A 17,305-nucleotide genomic window follows, 5' to 3' on the forward strand; every position below is an offset into this window, starting at 1 on the left:
CATGAGCGAACCAGAGTCTCCGCCCCCGACCGAGCCGGACCAGCCGGCCGGCACCCCGGAGCCGGACCAGCCGGCACCTGAGGCGGAACCGCAGCCTGAACGCGAGCCGGAGCATCAGGCCGAACATCACGGCCGCCATGAGATGCCCGCGGATGTCTCGCCACGCCGGTTCCGGAATCTGAGGATCGTGCGCCGCAGCCGTACGCAGCTGGTGTTCGGCGGTCTCGGGGTGTTGTTGTGCATTCTGCTGGGCATGGCGATCGTCACACAGGTTCGCCAGAACGAGTCAGGAGATTCGCTGGAGACTGCGCGGCCGGCGGATCTGCTGGTGCTGCTGGACTCCCTGCAGCAACGTGAGGGTTCGCTCAACACCGAGGTGGCCGACCTGCAGCGGACCCTGCAGCAGCTACAGGCCTCGGGCAGCAGCGATCAGGCCGCGATCGAGAACGCGCAGTCCCGGCTGGAGGCGCTGTCCATCCAGATCGGAACGGTGGCCGCGACGGGTCCCGGAGTGACGCTCACCATAGAGGACAACGCGCCGGGGGTGCCTGCCGAGACGATGCTCGATGTGATCAACGAGCTGCGCGCGGCCGGGGCCGAGGCCATCGAGATCCGCGGTGGCGATCAGCAGCCCGCCGTGCGGGTGGGCCTGGACACCTGGATCATCGGGGCCCCCGGGGCGCTCACCGTCGACGACGCGACCCTGCGGCCGCCGTATTCTGTTCTGGCGATAGGGGATCCGCCGACGCTGGCGGCGGCGATGAACATTCCCGGCGGGGCAATGGACAGCGTCAAGCGCGTCGGCGGCACGATGGTGGTACAACAAGCCGAGCGTGTCGACGTCACCGCCTTGCGGCAACCGAAACCACGCCAATACGCTCAGCCCGTCAAGTGAGTACAGCAACCCATCGCCCGACAACCAAAGGAGCGCCGTGAGCGAGATCCCAGCCGACCTGTACTACACCTCGGAACACGAGTGGGTACTGCGCACCGGTGACGACACGGTGCGCGTCGGCATCACCGATTACGCGCAGTCCGCCCTGGGCGATGTGGTGTTCGTGCAGCTGCCCGATGTCGGTGCCCAACTGGCCGCAGGCGATGCGTTCGGCGAGGTGGAGTCCACCAAATCGGTGTCGGACCTGTACGCGCCTGTCGCGGCGAAAGTCGTTGCGGTCAATGGTGATCTGGACGGCAGTCCGCAGCTGGTCAATTCCGACCCCTACGGCGAAGGCTGGTTGGTCGATCTGCGGCTCGAGGAGGGCACGCTCGAGGACGCCCTGGCCGGTTTGCTCGACGCGGACGGCTACCGCGCCGCCGTGACCGAGTGAGGGATTGTTAGGGTTTCGAGGGCCGGTCGCCGAGACCGGTTGGGCCGTACCCGGCGCGCAGATATCTTCCCCATCGGATCCGGCGGTGGTGGACCCAACGATGCCTGATGCGCGGTACGGTCGACGTGAGACCGACGATGGGCTGGGGCCACGCCGGGCAACGCCACAGCAGCCAGTGAGGAGCAGCGGGTGACGGACAAGGACAGCAATTTGGGGGCCGACCAGTCGGAAGACGTGACGGTGGAAACCACATCGGTTTTCCGCGCGGACTTTTTGAACGAACTGGACGCGCCTGCCGCGGCCGGTACCGAAGGCGCCGTTTCCGGTGTCGAGGGCCTGCCCGCGGGTTCGGCATTGCTCGTCGTCAAGCGCGGACCGAACGCCGGGTCGCGTTTCCTGCTCGATCAGCCGACCACGTCGGCGGGCCGTCACCCGGACAGCGACATTTTTCTCGATGACGTGACGGTGAGCCGGCGACACGCCGAGTTCCGGTTGGAGAGTGGCGAGTTCCAGGTTGTCGACGTCGGCAGCCTCAACGGAACGTACGTCAACCGCGAGCCGGTCGATTCGGCCGTACTCGCCAACGGTGACGAGGTGCAGATCGGGAAGTTCCGGCTGGTGTTCCTCACCGGTCCCCGGTCTGACGACGACGGCAGCTCCACCAGCTAGCCGATGACTGCCCCCGACAGACCTGCACTGGCCGGGATGTCGATCGGCGCAGTGCTGGACCTGCTGCGGGGCGACTTCCCGGACGTCAGCATCTCCAAGATCCGGTTCCTCGAGGCCGAGGGGCTGGTCACACCGCAGCGCACCGCTTCGGGGTACCGGCGGTTCACCGCGTACGACTGTGCGCGGCTGAGGTTCATCCTGACCGCGCAGCGTGACCAGTACCTGCCGTTGAAGGTGATCAAGGCTCAGCTGGACGCCCAACCCGACGGTGAGCTGCCGGAGGCGGGATCCGCCTACGGTGTGCCGCGTCTGGTGCCGGTGTCCGAGGGCGGGGACCACGGAGGCGATGTGGCGGACGGTGCCGCTGGTATTTCCGGGGTGGCACCGACCCAGGTCCGGCTGTCCCGTGAAGATCTGTTGGCCCGGTCGGGCATCGACGAGGAGATGCTGGGGGCGCTGGTGCGCAACGGCATCATCACCGCCGGGCCGGCCGGGTTTTTCGACGAACATTCGGTGGTGATCGCGCAGTGCGCGCGCGCCCTCGGTGACTACGGTGTCGAACCCCGACACCTGCGGGCGTTCCGCTCTGCGGCGGACCGGCAATCTGACCTGATCGCCCAGATCGCGGGGCCGGTGGGCAAGGCAGGCAAGGCCGGGGCCCGCGACCGCGCCGACGACCTGGCCCGTGAAGTGGCCGCGTTGGCGATCACGTTGCACACGTCTCTCATCAAGTCCGCCGTACGCGACGTTCTGGATCGCTGAGGACTAGACTCGATTTGACGGCCAGTTCGTCTAAGTCGGGACCCCTGGCAATGTGGTGATGGCGGACGGTGCGACGGACGAAGATTCGACGAAACGGCACGGCGGTGCGGAGGGCAGGCACAGATGGCTGAGGTTCGCGTGGTCGGCATTCGGGTGGAACAGCCGCAGAACCAGCCCGTGCTGCTTTTGCGGGAGTCCAACGGTGATCGCTATCTACCGATCTGGATCGGGCAGTCGGAAGCTGCCGCGATCGCGCTGGAACAGCAGGGCGTCGAACCTGCCCGGCCGCTCACCCACGATCTGATCCGAGATGTCATTGCCGCCCTTGGGCATTCACTCAAAGAGGTGCGGATCGTCGACCTGCAGGAAGGCACTTTCTACGCCGACCTGATCTTCGACCGCGACATCAAGGTGTCGGCCAGGCCTTCGGACTCGGTGGCGATCGCCCTGCGTGTCGGCGTGCCGATCTACGTGGAGGAGGCGGTGCTGGCCGAGGCCGGTCTGCTGATTCCCGACGAGAACGACGAAGAGGCCGCAGGCACCGTACGTGAGGACGAGGTCGAGAAGTTCAAGGAGTTCCTGGACAGCGTTTCACCGGACGACTTCAAGGCCACATGACCGTCGCCCGCGCCGCTGTGCCGGCACAGATCACGGATACGTCTCAAGTCGGCATACCGGGGTCAACACGCGGCGCGGGAGCCAATCGGGCAGGAATTCGGGCGCCATACTTTCTCTGCAGCGGGCAATCAGGGCCCGGCGGGAAGCGTATGCTCGACACATTCGAGCGCGCAGCAAACCGCCGCGGCGCAGGTCGCTGCGGTACAGGACGTAGCAGTACGACGCGGGCGAGTTCGAACGGCGAGAGGATTCACAGTGGGTGACACGCCACGGCAGGAAGAGTTGGATCTGACCACCGGGAGCGGCGCGGAGCCGCCTGTCAGGCCGGCCGGCGAACCCGTGCAGGCTGGGCTGTTCCCCGACGATTCGGTGCCTGACGAACTCGTCGGCTACCGCGGCCCCAGCGCGTGCCAGATCGCCGGGATCACCTACCGGCAGCTCGACTACTGGGCGCGTACCTCTCTGGTGGTTCCCTCCATCCGGGGTGCGGCAGGCTCGGGCAGCCAGCGCCTCTACTCGTTCAAGGATGTTCTGGTCCTCAAGATCGTCAAGCGGTTGCTGGACACCGGTATCTCGTTGCACAACATCCGGGTCGCGGTCGATCACCTGCGCCAGCGCGGCGTGCAGGACCTGGCCAACATCACCCTGTTCTCCGACGGCACCACCGTCTACGAGTGCACCTCGGCCGAAGAGGTTGTCGACCTGCTGCAGGGCGGTCAGGGCGTGTTCGGCATCGCGGTATCCGGCGCCATGCGTGAGCTGACCGGCACCATCGCCGATTTCCCGGGTGAGCGCGCCGATGGCGGCGAGTCCATCGCATCGCCCGAGGACGAGCTGGCGTCGCGGCGCAAAAGCCGCGACCGCAAGATCGGCTGAGTTTCCCTCTAGAACAGACACCTAGGTGCCCCTCGACCGGCGTTGAGGGGTACCTGCGCGTCCGTTCGCGGACATGCGTGAGCGGCCGGTAGAATCGTCGACGCATCGCCCTCGTGCGGGAGAGTTTCGTGACAGCCAGCCACGGACGCCGAAGGAGCAATACCTCTCCGTCAACCTCTCAGGCACCCAGGACCGCGCCAGGCCCCGATGCCTCTGGAAAGTGGTGCCCGCTGGGCACCCGCCCATGGGGAAAAGTCCCGTACCGGGGCTGAATCTCTCAGGCAGCCCGGACCGGGCCGACGACAGAGGGAGAGGGACGCCTACGACGTCTGAGCACGTCTGCGCCTCAGGAGAGTGTCGTGTCCGACCAGCATCAATCGCGTTTCGCCGATCGTCACATCGGTCCCGACGCCTCCGCCGTCAGCACCATGCTCGAAGTGATCGGCGTGGCATCCCTGGACGAGCTCGCTGCCAAGGCGCTGCCGGCAGGCATCCTCGACGCGCTCTCGTCCGCCGGGGTCGCCCCGGGCCTGGAGGGGCTGCCCGCGCCTGCCACCGAAGAGGAGTCACTGGCCGAGCTCCGCGCGTTGGCCGACTCCAACACGACAGCGGTCTCGATGATCGGTCAGGGCTACTTCGACACCTTCACGCCCGCCGTGCTGCGCCGCAACATTCTTGAGAACCCCGCCTGGTACACCGCGTACACGCCGTATCAGCCCGAGATCAGCCAGGGCCGTCTCGAGGTCCTGCTGAACTTCCAGACCATGGTCTCGGATCTGACCGGACTCGAGGTGGCCAACGCCTCGATGCTCGATGAGGGCACCGCCGCGGCCGAGGCCATGACGCTCATGCACCGGGCGAGCAAGTCCAAGGCGAACCGCCTCGTGGTCGACACCGACGTGTACGCGCAGACCGCGGCCGTGCTGGCCACCCGGGCGGAGCCGCTCGGCATCGAGATCGTCACGGCGGATCTGCGTCAGGGACTTCCCGACGGTGAGTTCTTCGGTGTCATCGTGCAACTGCCCGGGGCGAGCGGGCGGGTCACAGACTGGGCGGGACTGATCGGTGAAGCCCATGAGCGTGGCGCCCTGGTCACCGTCGGTGCCGACCTGCTGGCGCTGACCTTGATCTCCCCGCCCGGCGACATCGGGGCCGACGTCGCCTTCGGAACCAGCCAACGGTTCGGCGTGCCAATGGGATTCGGCGGTCCCCACGCCGGCTACCTCGCCGTGCACGCCAAGCACGCCCGGCAGCTGCCCGGCCGCCTGGTCGGTGTCTCCGTCGATGCGGATGGTGCACCGGCCTACCGGCTGGCACTGCAGACCCGCGAGCAGCACATCCGCCGCGACAAGGCGACCAGCAACATCTGTACCGCACAGGTGCTGCTGGCCGTGATGGCCGCGACGTACGCCAGTTACCACGGCGCAGAAGGATTGACCGCGATCGCCCAGCGCGTGCACGGCCACGCCTCGATGATCGCCGGCGCGCTCGGCGATGCGCTGGTGCACGACAAGTACTTCGACACCGTGCTGGCCCGGGTTCCCGGACGCGCCGACGCGGTGGTCGCGGCCGCCAAGGCCGACGGGATCAACCTGTGGCGCGTCGACGCCGATCACGTGTCGGTGTCGTGCGACGAGGCGACCACGGAAGCTCATGTGGCTTCGGTGCTGAACGCGTTCGATGTCTCCGCCGCCGAGCCGGTGTCCGCCGGTATTGCGACGCGGACCTCTGAGTTCCTCACCCACCCGGCGTTCAACAAGTACCGCACCGAGACCGAGATGATGCGCTACCTGCGGGCGCTGGCGGACAAGGACATCGCCTTGGACCGCAGCATGATTCCGCTGGGCTCCTGCACGATGAAGCTCAACGCGGCCGCCGAGATGGAGCCGATCACCTGGCCCGAGTTCGGCCGCCAGCACCCGTTCGCGCCGGCATCCGACAACCCCGGACTGCGCAAGCTGATCGCCGATCTGCAGGACTGGCTCACCGGGATCACCGGCTACGACCAGATCTCGTTGCAGCCCAACGCCGGTTCGCAGGGCGAGTACGCCGGATTGCTGGCGATCAAGGCCTACCACGTCTCACGTGGTGACACCGAGCGCGACCTCTGCCTGATCCCGTCGAGCGCGCACGGCACCAACGCGGCCTCGGCGGCGCTGGCCGGCATGCGCGTGGTGGTGGTGGCCTGCCGCGAGAACGGCGACGTCGACCTCGACGACCTGCGCGCGAAGATCGCCGAACACGCCGATCGTGTTGCGGCGCTGATGATCACCTACCCGTCGACGCATGGGGTGTACGAGCACGACGTCGCCGATATCTGCGCGGCGGTGCACGACGTGGGCGGACAGGTCTACGTGGACGGCGCGAACCTGAACGCGTTGGTCGGCCTGGCCAGGCCGGGCCGCTTCGGCGGTGACGTCAGCCATCTGAACCTGCACAAGACGTTCTGCATCCCGCACGGCGGCGGCGGTCCCGGGGTCGGGCCGGTCGCGGTGCGGTCGCACCTGGCCCCGTTCCTGCCGGGTCACCCGCTGGCCGACGAGCTGCCCGACGAGCACACCGTCTCGTCGGCGCCCTACGGGTCGGCGTCGATCCTGCCGATCACGTGGGCCTACATCCGGATGATGGGCGCCGAAGGTCTGCGCGAGGCGACCCTGACCGCGATCGCGTCGGCCAACTATGTGGCCCGCAGGCTCGACGAGTACTACCCGGTCCTCTACACCGGCGAGAACGGCATGGTCGCCCACGAGTGCATCCTGGACCTGCGCGGCATCACCAAGACCACCGGCGTGACCGTCGACGATGTGGCAAAGCGCCTCGCGGACTATGGTTTCCACGCACCGACCATGAGCTTCCCGGTGGCCGGCACGCTGATGGTCGAGCCGACCGAGAGCGAGAGCCTGACCGAGGTGGACGCGTTCTGCGACGCGATGATCGCCATCCGCGCCGAGATCGACCGGGTCGGTTCGGGGGAGTGGCCGGTGGACGACAACCCGTTGCGCGGCGCCCCGCACACCGCCGAGTGCCTGCTGGTGGCCGACTGGGACCACCCGTACACCCGCGAGCAGGCCGCCTACCCGTTGGGCAAGGGGTTCCGTCCCAAGGTCTGGCCGCCGGTGCGGCGCATCGACGGCGCCTATGGTGACCGGAACCTGGTGTGCTCCTGCCCGCCGGTGGAGGCGTTCGCGTAGCGCGCCATCCGCCCGGAGTGCGCCGTTATCCTGCGGTGCGCTCCCACACGATGGTGTTGCCGCGGCCGACGTAGCTCAACTGGAGGCTGGTGTCACTGACCTTCAGCGGGACGTAGAACGCGTCCTGTTGGGGTTCGTCCATCCAGTGGAACCACAGCACGCACGTGGCGGCCACCGGCACGCTCGAGGCGGCAGGCGTCTGACCGGCCGGCTTGAACTGCCAGGTGCCGAACTGCTTGTCGCCGTTGACGTTCGAGTCCAGCGATCCGTGTTCGGACAACGTGGTGACGGCGGGGCCGTCCTGCCAGGCTCCGATGAACTGAGCGACGCTGAACTTCGAACCCGCGCATTCCTCGTCGGGCGATACGTTCGGCCGCAGGGTGGTGGTCGCCACCGGGGCGACCGTCGGCGTGGCCGATCCCGGTGCGGCCGAGGTGGTTCGGGACTGGACGGCCGGCGACGTTTCGGGTGCCGGCTGGGTGACGGTCGATGTACCGCAGGCGCTCACACCCAGGGCCAGGCAGAAGGACGCGGACAGCACGGCGAGTTTCGGGCGGGTGTTCATCGGCTCAGTACCTGCAATCCTCGGTTGTAGTAGTCGGTTCGTTCGGCAAGGTTGTTGGTGCCGCCGTTGACCATTCGGGTGATGTCGGTGATGTTCCCGCCGTCGGCCACGGCGTTGCCGTCGTGGTTGTTCCAGTACCAGACCGCGCTCTTGAAGGCGTAGTCCGGTGTGGCGGCCAGTTCGGGGTGGTTGACGAAGTCGACGCCCAGGTCCTCGCTCATCTGGGTGTAGTTGTAGCGTCCGGTGATCTGGATGACGCCGCGGCCCTTGTACTTCGTGCCGTCTCCCGGTTGGGTGTTGCCCAGATCCTCGCGACCTTCGTAGTCACTGCCGTCGGCGTACTCCTCGTAGGTGTTGAAGCGATCGGATTCGACGGCAATCTGCGACAGGAACGCGGCCTGGCGCTGCGGCGTGTTCATGCCGCCCTCGCGCATCGCCTCGTTGAGCGGGCCGACCATCTCTTCGGCCTTGGCCTGGCTGAGTTCGGGCACGATCTCGCGCAACTCCTCGACGGTCACCGGATCGTAGTTCGGATCGGTGGGCTGCGGCGGGTCCTCACTGCCCTTCTGCTCGCCCTCCTCTTTGCCGGGCTCGTCGAACTTGATCTTGTCGGCCGACTCCTGGTCGCCCTTCTCGTAGGCCTTGGCTGCGCTGGTGAGGTTGTCGGCGAAGGTCGTCACCTTCTCGCCCAGCCCCTTTGCCTGCCGGTCGATGGAGTCGGCGACCTGGCTGCACGCCGACGCGACGTCCAACCCGGACAGCGGCCCGGACGCCGCGGACAGGACGGAACCCGGACCGCCGAAGCCGCTGGAGACGTTGCTCAAGGCGGAGGCGGCTTCGCGCAGGGCGGAGGGATTGACGTTCAGCGCGTCGGCCATCGGTGAAGAATTCCCTCCCGGCACTCGGACAGGTGAGACGGCAGGTCTGCCCCCCTAGATGAGCCTAAGCCCGTCGAGCGCGGGTCCGGTGCACCAAAATCGGGCGGCCTCTGGCCCTTACCCGGTGGCGCTGGGTACGGTTGGCTGATGTTCTGGTGGGGGACCGTCAAGCGGATGGTGTTGATCCCAGTCTTGTTCGGGCTGAGCATCTTCGGCGCGGCGCATGCGTCGGCTGATCCGGTTTCTGCGGAAGGTGGGGCAATCGTGCAACCAGCGCTGGCCGATCTGAGCGCCCAACTCGGCAAACCTGTGGAGTTGAAGGTCAAGACCGTCAACGTGGTGGGGGATTGGGCATTCGTCTACGGCAAGATCCAGGGCCCTGACGGGGCCGTGTTCGACTATGCCGGAACGCGATTCGCCGAAGCTGCGGCCAACGGCGGCAAATCGACGACCTACGCCGGCCTGTTCCGCAACAACGGCTCGGCCTGGACGCGGGTCGACAGCGCCGTCGGGCCCACCGATGTCGCGTGGGAGGGATGGGCCGCCGAATACGGTGTCCCGGCGGAGACGTTCGCGCTTCCCGCGGACTGACCGCACGCTCACGGCGGCGACAGGTACATCACCTCGCCGTAGGGATTGCCGTAGGAGATGCGCTGGCTGCCGTCGGCGTTCTTGTTGTTCGACCCGATCAAGGTGACCTGCCCGCCGTTGTTGCCTGCGACAAGTTCGGTGTGCTCGCTGCCGTTGATCACCGCGACGTCACCGGGACGTGCCTCCGACGCCGGCACCACCCGCCATCCCTCTGCCTGCAGGCGTGAAGACATGTCGGCGACACCGTTGCTGTGCCAGTCGATCAGGCCGGCCTTCTGCAGGGTCGCGGTGACGAAGTTCGCGCAGCACACGTCGTTCGGCACGCTCGGATCCATCGGCAGTTCTCCGCTGCCTTTGAGGTCCGAGGCGTTGCGGTCGAGGAACCCCTTCGCGATGTCGGCGGGGTTCTGACCGGGGGGTGCTTCGGTCGGGGTTTGGGGTTTGTCGTCGGGCTTGTTCCCGTCGTCCTGCTTGTCGTCCGTGTCCTGTTTGTCGTCGTTGCCCTCGTCGAGGAACTTGCGCAGGGCGTCGGCGGCTCCTTTGTCGACCGTTTCGAACTCGTCGAGCAATTTCTTGACCGCGGTCTCGACTTCGAGGGACTTGAGTTTGACCTGCATGCCCAGCACCGGCGAGAGACTGCTGAGTTGCTGCAGCACCGGGCCCGGGGTCACCGAGCCGTTGTCGGCCACGTTCAACAGCGGTGAGATGCTGCCACCGACGAGGCTCTGCAGCTGGGTGCGGACGGTGCTCAGCTGCTGGCCGCCCGAGCTCATCACCTGCTGCATGGCACGGAGTTTGTCGCGGTAGGCCTCCTGGCCGACCAACATCTGGGCGCCCTGTTTCTGGGCTGCGGCCGATGCGCTACCGGTCCAGCTGCCGGCGAGCCTGCTCAGTTGGGATCGCTGATCGGCGATCTTCCCTTCGAGCTGGTTGGCGACGGTGCCCACGTCGCCCGCGGCATTGAGCAAGACTTCAGGTTTGGCACTCAATACCTGAGACACCGTCAGCGTCATCGCGCCCCTCGTTGCAGTTGGTGACTACATTGTCACCCGGGCGACGGGAGCCCGGTTGCACGAATTTCGTCGGGGTCAGCCCAGCAGGGTATTGACGGCCGTGGTCAATTCGGGTGAGGCAGAACTGGATACGTGTTGGTAGGTGCCGCTGCTGGCCTGCGCGACAGCTTCCCACGTGGCACGGTCGGACCCGCTGCCGAAGTCGATCACGTTGACCGCGATCGGACGGGCGGGGTCGAATGCGCCGCGGATGAACTCCTGCAGGCCTGCCCCGTCCAGACTCTGGTCGGTATGCGGTCCGGTGGTGATCACCAGAATCGAATTGGTCTGGCCGTCACGGTATTTCGACAGTGCCTCGTTGTAGAGCATCCGCAGCGTGGTGAACGACACCGCGCCGCCGCCGGACGCGGACTGCTGGTCCAGCGTCGAGGTCAGCGTATCGGCGCGGCGCTGACCGCTCACCGGCTCGGCCAACGGCCCGGTCGAGACCTCGGGACGGCCCTCTGTGCCGTCGAAGGTCCACAGGCCGACCGAGGCGGTGTCCGGCAGAGCCTTGAGCCGGCTGTCGAGTGCGGCCACGACGTTGGCCAACCGGGACTTGCCACCCTCCTCGGTGGGCATCGACTGGTCGAGCATGATGGTGACCGCGGGATTCCCCGACGGCGCGGCCGTCGCGTTCGCCAGCGTCACCCGCGTGGCGTTGTCACCGATCGACAGCGGTGCCGCGAGCTGGGAGAAGTTGGTGACGTCGCTGGACGGCGGCGTCGTGCCCTCGGCCCGGAACCCTGCCTTGGCGAGTTCGGCGAGCTGCTCGGGCTTGCGCAGATAGCGGGCGAACTCGCTGGCCGCGGTGACCTGTTCCTTCTCCAGCCAGTCTCCGGCCAGCAGCACCGTCGGATAGTCGGCGGTGGCGGTCGGCCCGGGCGGCAGCCAGCCGGCCAGCGAGGACTTGGCGTTGTCGAGCGATGTGCCCCGCTGGAAGACCTGCTGTTCGGTGGTGGCCACCGCGTGCACCGGCGCAGTGGCCGCATCGGAGGAGTTGAGCAGCGCGTCCAGGGCGGTCCCCAGCTCGCTGTCGTCGAGCTTGGGCTGCCCGCGCAGCAGGCTGTTGACGCCGCTCATACCGGAGGTGGCCGGTGCCCCCGCGGGGGCGGTTGCCGCGGCTACGGCCTCGGCGGCCAGGGCGGCGGCATCGCCGTTGCTGTGCGTCGGCAGTGCGAGTTTGAGTGTGCCCCAACCGGGCAACTTGAGCGCGTTCATCGCGGCCGGGCTGCTCTGCAGCTGCGGCAGGGTGGCCCAGGTCTGTTGGGCCAGTGCGTCCTTGAGCTGCGGGCGGACCGCGAGCACGACCGGCGAGGTGACCAGGGAGCGGCTGTCGCTGACAGTCTTGGCGCCCGCGGTCGCCTCCAGCCGCGCCTCGGCGATGCTGCTGGCCGGAATCCACAGGGCCGGACGGTCACCGAGCTCGCTCGGCCACGCGTTGGCGAAGCCACTGACCACCCGGTCGGAATCGGCGGACTGCACGCGCACCTTGACGCAGCGGTCACCCACCGGGCTGACGGACTCGTTGTACGTGTTGGCCAGTCCCTCGATGCGCGACGAGATGGTCGGGTCCGCGATCACGGCGACCCCGAGTTCGCCGTCGACGCAGCGCGCGGCCGCGGCGTCGCTGCGGCCGGCGAGCACGTCACCGAAGAACTTCCACAGGATCATCGCGCCGACAACGGCCACCACGGTGCACAGCGCGACGATCACGCCGATGCTGACACCCCGGCGGCCGGACTCGACAGCGCGATGACTGCCGGTCCACTCACCGTCCCAGTCGCCGCGCTGGCGACTCGTCGGGGTGGACGCGGGTGGCGGTTCGGAGACGGCACCGAACTGCGCGGTCGGCTGATCGTCGGCGTAGTCGCCGTCGGAATACTCGTCGGAGTACTCCGCGGCATAGTCGTCGTCGGCCTCGGAGTACTTGCCGCGGTAGCCGTCGACGTATTCGTCGTCGTAACCGTCTTCCTCGGCGTACTCGCCTTCTTCGTAGTCCGCTTCCTCGTAATCGGCGTACTCCGAATCGCGATAGTCGGATTCGTAGTCGTCGTCACCGTCGGCGTACTGCGGTGCGCGGTAGTCGGGCTCGGCCCGATACCCCCGGTCGTCCCGGTAGCCGGGCCCGTCGCGGTACGCGGGCGCATCCCGGTACCCGCGATCGGCCTGATGCCCGGGCGTGTCGAAATCGTCTCCGGCGCGCCGTGACTGGTCGCCGCGGGGACGTTCGTACCCACCGGAGTACCCGGAGTCCTCGACGGGCCCGTGATCGGGCTTGTCGGGGGCATCCTCAGGGTCGGGAATGCTGTGCCTGCCCATTCCTAACCCCTGTACGTCTCGCGCCGACTAGTCATCCGGACCCGCCGAAGTCTAATCACTTCCCGGCGGTGCTCGCTTTGAACTCGCGGCGGCGCCGGTGCAGGATCGGCTCGGTGTAGCCGTTCGGCTGCTGGGCTCCGGACAGGATCAGCTCCTGTGCCGCACCGAACGCGATGCTCGCATCCGGGTTGGGCGCCATCGCCAGATAGTCGGGATCACCGGCGTTCTGCTCGTCGACGACCGCGGCCATCCGGCGCAGGCTGGCCTTGACGTCCTCTTCGGTGATGACGCCGTGACGCAGCCAGTTGGCCAGCAGCTGGCTGGAGATCCGCAGTGTGGCACGGTCTTCCATCAGCGCGACGTTGTGGATGTCGGGCACCTTCGAACAGCCGACACCGGCGTCGATCCAGCGGACCACGTAGCCCAGGATCGACTGGCAGTTGTTGTCCACCTCTTCGTGGATCTCCTCGGGCGACCAGGTCAACGAGGAATCCGCCAGCGGGATCGTCAGCAGGTCTTCGATGGTGGCGCGCTTCTTGCCGGCCAGCTCCTTCTGCACGGCCTCGACGTCCACCTGGTGGTAGTGCATCGCGTGCAGGGTGGCGGCGGTCGGCGAGGGCACCCACGCGGTGGTGGCACCGGCCTTCGGCTGGCCGATCTTCTGCTCGACCATGTCGGCCATCAGATCGGTCATGGCCCACATGCCCTTGCCGATCTGGGCCTTACCGGCCAGGCCGGTGGCCAGGCCCACGTCGACGTTGTTGTCCTCGTACGCCTTGATCCACGGCTGGGCCTTCATGGCGCCCTTGCGGATCATCGGGCCGGCCTCCATCGAGGTGTGGATCTCGTCGCCGGTGCGGTCCAGGAAGCCGGTGTTGATGAACACCACGCGGTCGGCCGCGGCGTTGATGCAGGCCTTCAGGTTCACCGTGGTGCGGCGTTCCTCGTCCATGATGCCGACCTTGAGGGTGGACTCCGGCAGGCCGAGGACATCCTCGACCCGGCCGAACAGCTCGCAGGTGAAGGCGACCTCGTCGGGGCCGTGCATCTTGGGCTTGACGATGTAGACCGAGCCGGTCCGGCTGTTCTTCAGCGGGCCGTTCGCCTCTTCGTCCTTCAGCCCGTGCATGGCGATCAGGCCGGTGAACAGAGCGTCCTGGATGCCCTCGGGGATCTCGTTGCCGTCCGCATCCACGATCGCATCGTTGGTCATCAGGTGTCCGACGTTGCGCACGAACAGCAGGCTGCGTCCGGGCAGGGTCAGCTCGCCCTCGCCGTCCGGCGTGGTGAACACCCGGTCCGGGTTCAGCACCCGGGTGAAGCTCTTGCCGCCCTTGCTGACCTCCTCGGCCAGGTCGCCGCGATTCAGGCCCAGCCAGTTGCGGTAGCCGAGCACCTTGTCGTCGGCGTCGACGGCGGCCACGGAGTCCTCGAAGTCCATGATCGTGGTGATCGCGGATTCCAGCACGACGTCCTTGATGCCCGCGGCATCGGTGGAGCCGACGGGGGAGTCGGGGTCGACGAGGATCTCGATGTGCAGGCCGTGGTTGGCCAGCAGCACCGACCACTGCGGCTGACCCAGCTCGCCGGTGTAGCCGACGAACTGTTCGGGGGTGGCCAGGCCACTCGAGAGGTTGTCGCCGTACTCGACCAGCAGCTGGCCGTCGTCGATCTTCAGGCCGGTGGCCTCGGACCAGGAGCCGGCAGCCAGCGGCGTCGCTTCATCGAGGAACTTGCGGGCGTAGGCGATCACCTTGTCGCCACGAACCTTGTTGTAGCCCGTGCCCTTCTCCGCGCCGTCGTCTTCACTGATGACGTCGGTGCCGTACAGCGCGTCGTACAGCGAACCCCAGCGGGCGTTGGCGGCGTTGAGCGCGAACCGGGCGTTGAGGATCGGCACCACGAGCTGCGGGCCGGAGGTCGAGGTGATCTCGTCGTCGACGCCTGCGGTGGTGATGGTGAAGTCGGCGGGCTCGGGCAGCAGGTAGCCGATATCGGTCAGGAACTGCTTGTAGGCGTCGGGGTCGACGGGCTCGAGCACGTGAGCGCGGTGCCACTTGTCGATCTGCGCCTGCAGATCGTCGCGACGGGCCAGCAGGTCCTGGTTCTTCGGGGTGAGGTCAGCGACGACCTTGTCCACGCCGGACCAGAAGCTGTCCGGGTCGACGCCGGTGCCCGGCAGTGCCTCGTTCGTGATGAAGTCGTGCAGCACCTGCGCGATACGCAGGTTTCCGACAGTCACGCGATTGGTCATGCGCGTTTCCTCCCTCGGCTCCAGGCACCGTGCGATGCCTGCCGTTTATCCAGCTTACCCATTGGTAACGTCGGCCTTTCAGCCGTCCAGCCCGGTGAGCAACAGCTCACACCTGTTTGCCAGAGTGACCCGCAACGGAGCCGCCCGTTCGGCGATGCGCTGTTGGGCCCTGACGTATTCGGCACGCCCGGCCGGTGTTTCGATGGCGATCGGCTCGAAACCATAGCGCTTCAAGTCGTATGGGCTGGCACACATGTCGAGTGCCCGCGCGTCGGCCGCCAGATCGAGTGCATCCATCACCAATTCCGAAGGCACCAGCGGGCCCAGTTTGTAGGCCCACTTGTAGGTGTCCATCGCGGCGTGGATGCAGCCGGGCTGCTCGGTGTCGGTCTGCTGCTCCCGGCTCAGTTGCCGGTCGTTGCGGGGGACGGCGGCGTCGGTGAAGAAGCGGAACGCATCGAAGTGGCTGCACCGCAAGGGCATCGACTCGACGACGGCATCGGTTCCGGCGGTGCCGAGGCGCAGCGGAACCTGGTCGTGCCGTAGCTGGGGCGTTCGGTAGACCATGGCCCACTCATGCAGCCCGAAGCAGTTCATCCGGGGTGGGCGCGTGGCGGTCGCGCGCATCAACCGGGCGACGAATCGGACCGTCTCGATGCGTGAGTTCAGGTAGTCGGCCCGCACCGTGACGCCGTGCGGGTGCGGGCCGTACCCGGTACGGCTCAGGTACGAGCCGGCCTTCTCGCCTGCGAGCACCACCCCGAAACCCGGATGCCAGTGCCGCAGCTGCCGGGGCCGGAGGCTGTAGTAGGTGAACAGGAAATCCCACACGGGATGCGGTTCACCGGCGTGTTGGCGGCGCAGGTGCGGTGTGAGGAATTCGTCGGCGCGTCGCCGGTGTGATTCCGCCCGTTCCGTCCAGTCCGGGGCCGCCAGAACGTGGTGGGCTTCGGCGTCAACCGGAAGGGTCAGTAGAGCCGCGTCTGATCCCGCGCGTCCTTCCATGTCTCCTCCACCGGGTGGCCCGCTGCCGCCGTGCGGCTCGAGCCTACCTGTGGCGTCGCGGGCTCAGTCGTGTGCGCCGGTGCTGACCACCAGCCGGCCCGTGGTCTGCCGGGCCTGCATCCGTTCCAGTTGTGCGGGCAGGTCCGACCACGCGACCTCGGCGCCGATGACGGTCCGGATGGATCCGGTGCGCAGCATTTCGAGCAGTTTGACGTGGGCGTCGAGGCCCTCCGAACGGGCGGGCCAGTTGAACCCGAGGGTGCGGCGGACCGCCAGCGGGTCGGTCACGTAGACCAGGCAGACCCCGCACACGTCGAAGTTGCCGTAGGCGATGGGGCGCGGCGAGAGGTAGTCGCCGTCCTCCAGCGCGATGTCCTCGGCGAATCCGGCCATCAGGTGGCGCCCGTGCAGGCCCATGCAGCGGAAGGTGTCGGTGGTGACGCTGCCGCCGACCGCGTCGAATGCGACGTCCACCCCGCGGCCGTAGGTGAGGTCCATGACCTGCTCCACCCAGTCGCCGTTGCGGTAGTTGACGGCGTGGTCTGCGCCCAGCCGGCGACAGAACTCGACCTTCTCGTCACTGCCGGCGGTCGCGATCACGCGGGCGCCGACTGCCTTGCCGAGCACCAGCGCACCCGATCCGGTCCCGCCGGCCGCCGCGTGCACCAGCAGGGTCTCGCCGGGCTTGAGCCGGCCCCGCTCGTGCAGCGCGAACCAGCCCAGGTGGAACGGGTAGTGCAGGGCGGCGCCGTCGGCGTCGCTGACCCAGTCCGGCAGCTCCAGCGCCGTCGCGGCGTCGACGATCGCGTAGGAGGCGTACCCGCCGAAGGCCATCGAGGGGATGCCCACGATGCGCCGGCCCACCAGATGCTCGGCGCCGAGGCCGGCGCTCTCGACGAAGCCCACGGCCTCCATGCCGGGGATGAACGGCGGTTGCAGGGGCATGGTCGTGTACCGGCCACCGATGACGTCGATGTCGTTGAAGTTCAGGCAGAAGGCGCGCACCGCGACCCGCACCTCACCGGGCCCGGGCGCGCGCACCTCGACGGTCTGGCGTTCCAGGACCTTCGCCGGATCGCCGAGGGCGGTGGCCACCCAGGCTTCAGCTGAAATCGGTTTGGCGGCAATGTCGTTCACTGATCCACACCTCCACGGAGAATTTGTTATTACACGGTGTAACAACAAATCCGGCAT

Annotated in this window: 15 protein-coding genes and 1 riboswitch; of the genes, 8 read left to right on the plus strand and 7 right to left on the minus strand. The window is 67.5% G+C overall.

All coding sequences use genetic code 11. The features are described from left to right. Window positions 1-142 precede the first annotated feature (142 nt). From ACNQR1_RS19615 to gcvP, 7 genes are all read left to right on the plus strand, one after another. Window positions 143-895 carry a DUF881 domain-containing protein gene (locus tag ACNQR1_RS19615; protein WP_418050420.1) on the plus strand — a complete coding sequence of 251 codons (753 nt, stop codon included), beginning with the start codon at window positions 143-145 and terminating at the stop codon, window positions 893-895. Between the two features lie 37 nt (window positions 896-932). Beyond that, entirely contained in the window at window positions 933-1,328 is a 396-nt protein-coding gene (gene gcvH, locus ACNQR1_RS19620) for a glycine cleavage system protein GcvH (protein ID WP_036449745.1), read from the plus strand. Between the two features lie 189 nt (window positions 1,329-1,517). Then, window positions 1,518-1,997 carry a glycogen accumulation regulator GarA gene (gene garA / locus ACNQR1_RS19625; protein WP_418047512.1) on the plus strand — a complete coding sequence of 160 codons (480 nt, stop codon included), beginning with the start codon at window positions 1,518-1,520 and terminating at the stop codon, window positions 1,995-1,997. Window positions 1,998-2,000: 3 nt separating this feature from the next. Next, window positions 2,001-2,759, plus strand: coding sequence for a MerR family transcriptional regulator (locus ACNQR1_RS19630; protein WP_418047513.1), 759 nt, complete (start codon window positions 2,001-2,003; stop codon window positions 2,757-2,759). Window positions 2,760-2,882: 123 nt separating this feature from the next. Continuing rightward, entirely contained in the window at window positions 2,883-3,377 is a 495-nt protein-coding gene (locus tag ACNQR1_RS19635) for a bifunctional nuclease family protein (protein WP_003882030.1), read from the plus strand. A gap of 255 nt (window positions 3,378-3,632) precedes the next feature. Next, window positions 3,633-4,253 (plus strand): MerR family transcriptional regulator, encoded by a 621-nt coding sequence (locus ACNQR1_RS19640; RefSeq protein WP_418047514.1) that lies wholly within the window; start codon window positions 3,633-3,635, stop codon window positions 4,251-4,253. A gap of 106 nt (window positions 4,254-4,359) precedes the next feature. Beyond that, window positions 4,360-4,458: riboswitch (glycine riboswitch) on the plus strand. Between the two features lie 154 nt (window positions 4,459-4,612). Continuing rightward, window positions 4,613-7,444, plus strand: coding sequence for an aminomethyl-transferring glycine dehydrogenase (gene gcvP / locus ACNQR1_RS19645; RefSeq protein WP_418047515.1), 2,832 nt, complete (start codon window positions 4,613-4,615; stop codon window positions 7,442-7,444). Between the two features lie 25 nt (window positions 7,445-7,469). On the opposite strand, the gene ACNQR1_RS19650 is transcribed toward gcvP, so the two are convergent. Continuing rightward, complete coding sequence (locus tag ACNQR1_RS19650) at window positions 7,470-8,009, minus strand: hypothetical protein (protein WP_418047516.1); 540 nt, start codon at window positions 8,007-8,009, stop codon at window positions 7,470-7,472. Continuing rightward, window positions 8,006-8,887, minus strand: a complete 882-nt coding sequence (locus ACNQR1_RS19655) for a glycoside hydrolase family 19 protein (protein WP_418047517.1) — start codon at window positions 8,885-8,887, stop codon at window positions 8,006-8,008. Before ACNQR1_RS19655 ends, ACNQR1_RS19650 begins: the two co-directional genes overlap by 4 nt. A 147-nt stretch (window positions 8,888-9,034) precedes the next feature. Here ACNQR1_RS19655 and ACNQR1_RS19660 point away from each other — a divergent pair, with 147 nt between their 5' ends. Next, window positions 9,035-9,478: a hypothetical protein gene (locus ACNQR1_RS19660; protein WP_418047518.1), complete on the plus strand. Its 444-nt coding sequence runs from the start codon at window positions 9,035-9,037 to the stop codon at window positions 9,476-9,478. An 8-nt stretch (window positions 9,479-9,486) separates the two neighbouring features. Here ACNQR1_RS19660 and ACNQR1_RS19665 read toward each other — a convergent pair whose 3' ends face one another. The 5 genes from ACNQR1_RS19665 to ACNQR1_RS19685 form a co-directional block, all read right to left on the minus strand. Next, window positions 9,487-10,491 carry a WXG100 family type VII secretion target gene (locus tag ACNQR1_RS19665; protein WP_418047519.1) on the minus strand — a complete coding sequence of 335 codons (1,005 nt, stop codon included), beginning with the start codon at window positions 10,489-10,491 and terminating at the stop codon, window positions 9,487-9,489. A 75-nt stretch (window positions 10,492-10,566) separates the two neighbouring features. Next, complete coding sequence (locus ACNQR1_RS19670) at window positions 10,567-12,852, minus strand: substrate-binding domain-containing protein (protein WP_418047520.1); 2,286 nt, start codon at window positions 12,850-12,852, stop codon at window positions 10,567-10,569. A gap of 55 nt (window positions 12,853-12,907) precedes the next feature. Next, window positions 12,908-15,106 (minus strand): malate synthase G, encoded by a 2,199-nt coding sequence (locus tag ACNQR1_RS19675; RefSeq protein ID WP_418047521.1) that lies wholly within the window; start codon window positions 15,104-15,106, stop codon window positions 12,908-12,910. A 78-nt stretch (window positions 15,107-15,184) separates the two neighbouring features. Then, window positions 15,185-16,111: a 3-methyladenine DNA glycosylase gene (locus ACNQR1_RS19680; protein ID WP_418047522.1), complete on the minus strand. Its 927-nt coding sequence runs from the start codon at window positions 16,109-16,111 to the stop codon at window positions 15,185-15,187. 63 nt (window positions 16,112-16,174) lie between these two features. Further along, entirely contained in the window at window positions 16,175-17,248 is a 1,074-nt protein-coding gene (locus ACNQR1_RS19685) for a zinc-binding dehydrogenase (protein ID WP_418047523.1), read from the minus strand. Between the last annotated feature and the right edge of the window lie 57 nt (window positions 17,249-17,305).

This window comes from Mycobacterium sp. 48b (assembly GCF_048282725.1).
Taxonomy (GTDB): Bacteria; Actinomycetota; Actinomycetes; order Mycobacteriales; family Mycobacteriaceae; genus Mycobacterium.

What these genes read in the sequence shown, in the direction of transcription:
- ACNQR1_RS19615 (WP_418050420.1), top strand. Translation starts at nt 143, where the DNA reads ATGCCCGCGGATGTCTCGCCACGCCGGTTCCGGAATCTGAGGATCGTG.
- ACNQR1_RS19630 (WP_418047513.1), top strand. Translation starts at nt 2,001, where the DNA reads ATGACTGCCCCCGACAGACCTGCACTGGCCGGGATGTCGATCGGCGCA.
- ACNQR1_RS19635 (WP_003882030.1), top strand. Translation starts at nt 2,883, where the DNA reads ATGGCTGAGGTTCGCGTGGTCGGCATTCGGGTGGAACAGCCGCAGAAC.
- ACNQR1_RS19650 (WP_418047516.1), bottom strand. Translation starts at nt 8,009, where the DNA reads ATGAACACCCGCCCGAAACTCGCCGTGCTGTCCGCGTCCTTCTGCCTG.
- ACNQR1_RS19655 (WP_418047517.1), bottom strand. Translation starts at nt 8,887, where the DNA reads ATGGCCGACGCGCTGAACGTCAATCCCTCCGCCCTGCGCGAAGCCGCC.
- ACNQR1_RS19660 (WP_418047518.1), top strand. Translation starts at nt 9,035, where the DNA reads ATGTTCTGGTGGGGGACCGTCAAGCGGATGGTGTTGATCCCAGTCTTG.
- ACNQR1_RS19665 (WP_418047519.1), bottom strand. Translation starts at nt 10,491, where the DNA reads ATGACGCTGACGGTGTCTCAGGTATTGAGTGCCAAACCTGAAGTCTTG.
- ACNQR1_RS19670 (WP_418047520.1), bottom strand. Translation starts at nt 12,852, where the DNA reads ATGGGCAGGCACAGCATTCCCGACCCTGAGGATGCCCCCGACAAGCCC.
- ACNQR1_RS19675 (WP_418047521.1), bottom strand. Translation starts at nt 15,106, where the DNA reads ATGACCAATCGCGTGACTGTCGGAAACCTGCGTATCGCGCAGGTGCTG.
- ACNQR1_RS19680 (WP_418047522.1), bottom strand. Translation starts at nt 16,111, where the DNA reads ATGGAAGGACGCGCGGGATCAGACGCGGCTCTACTGACCCTTCCGGTT.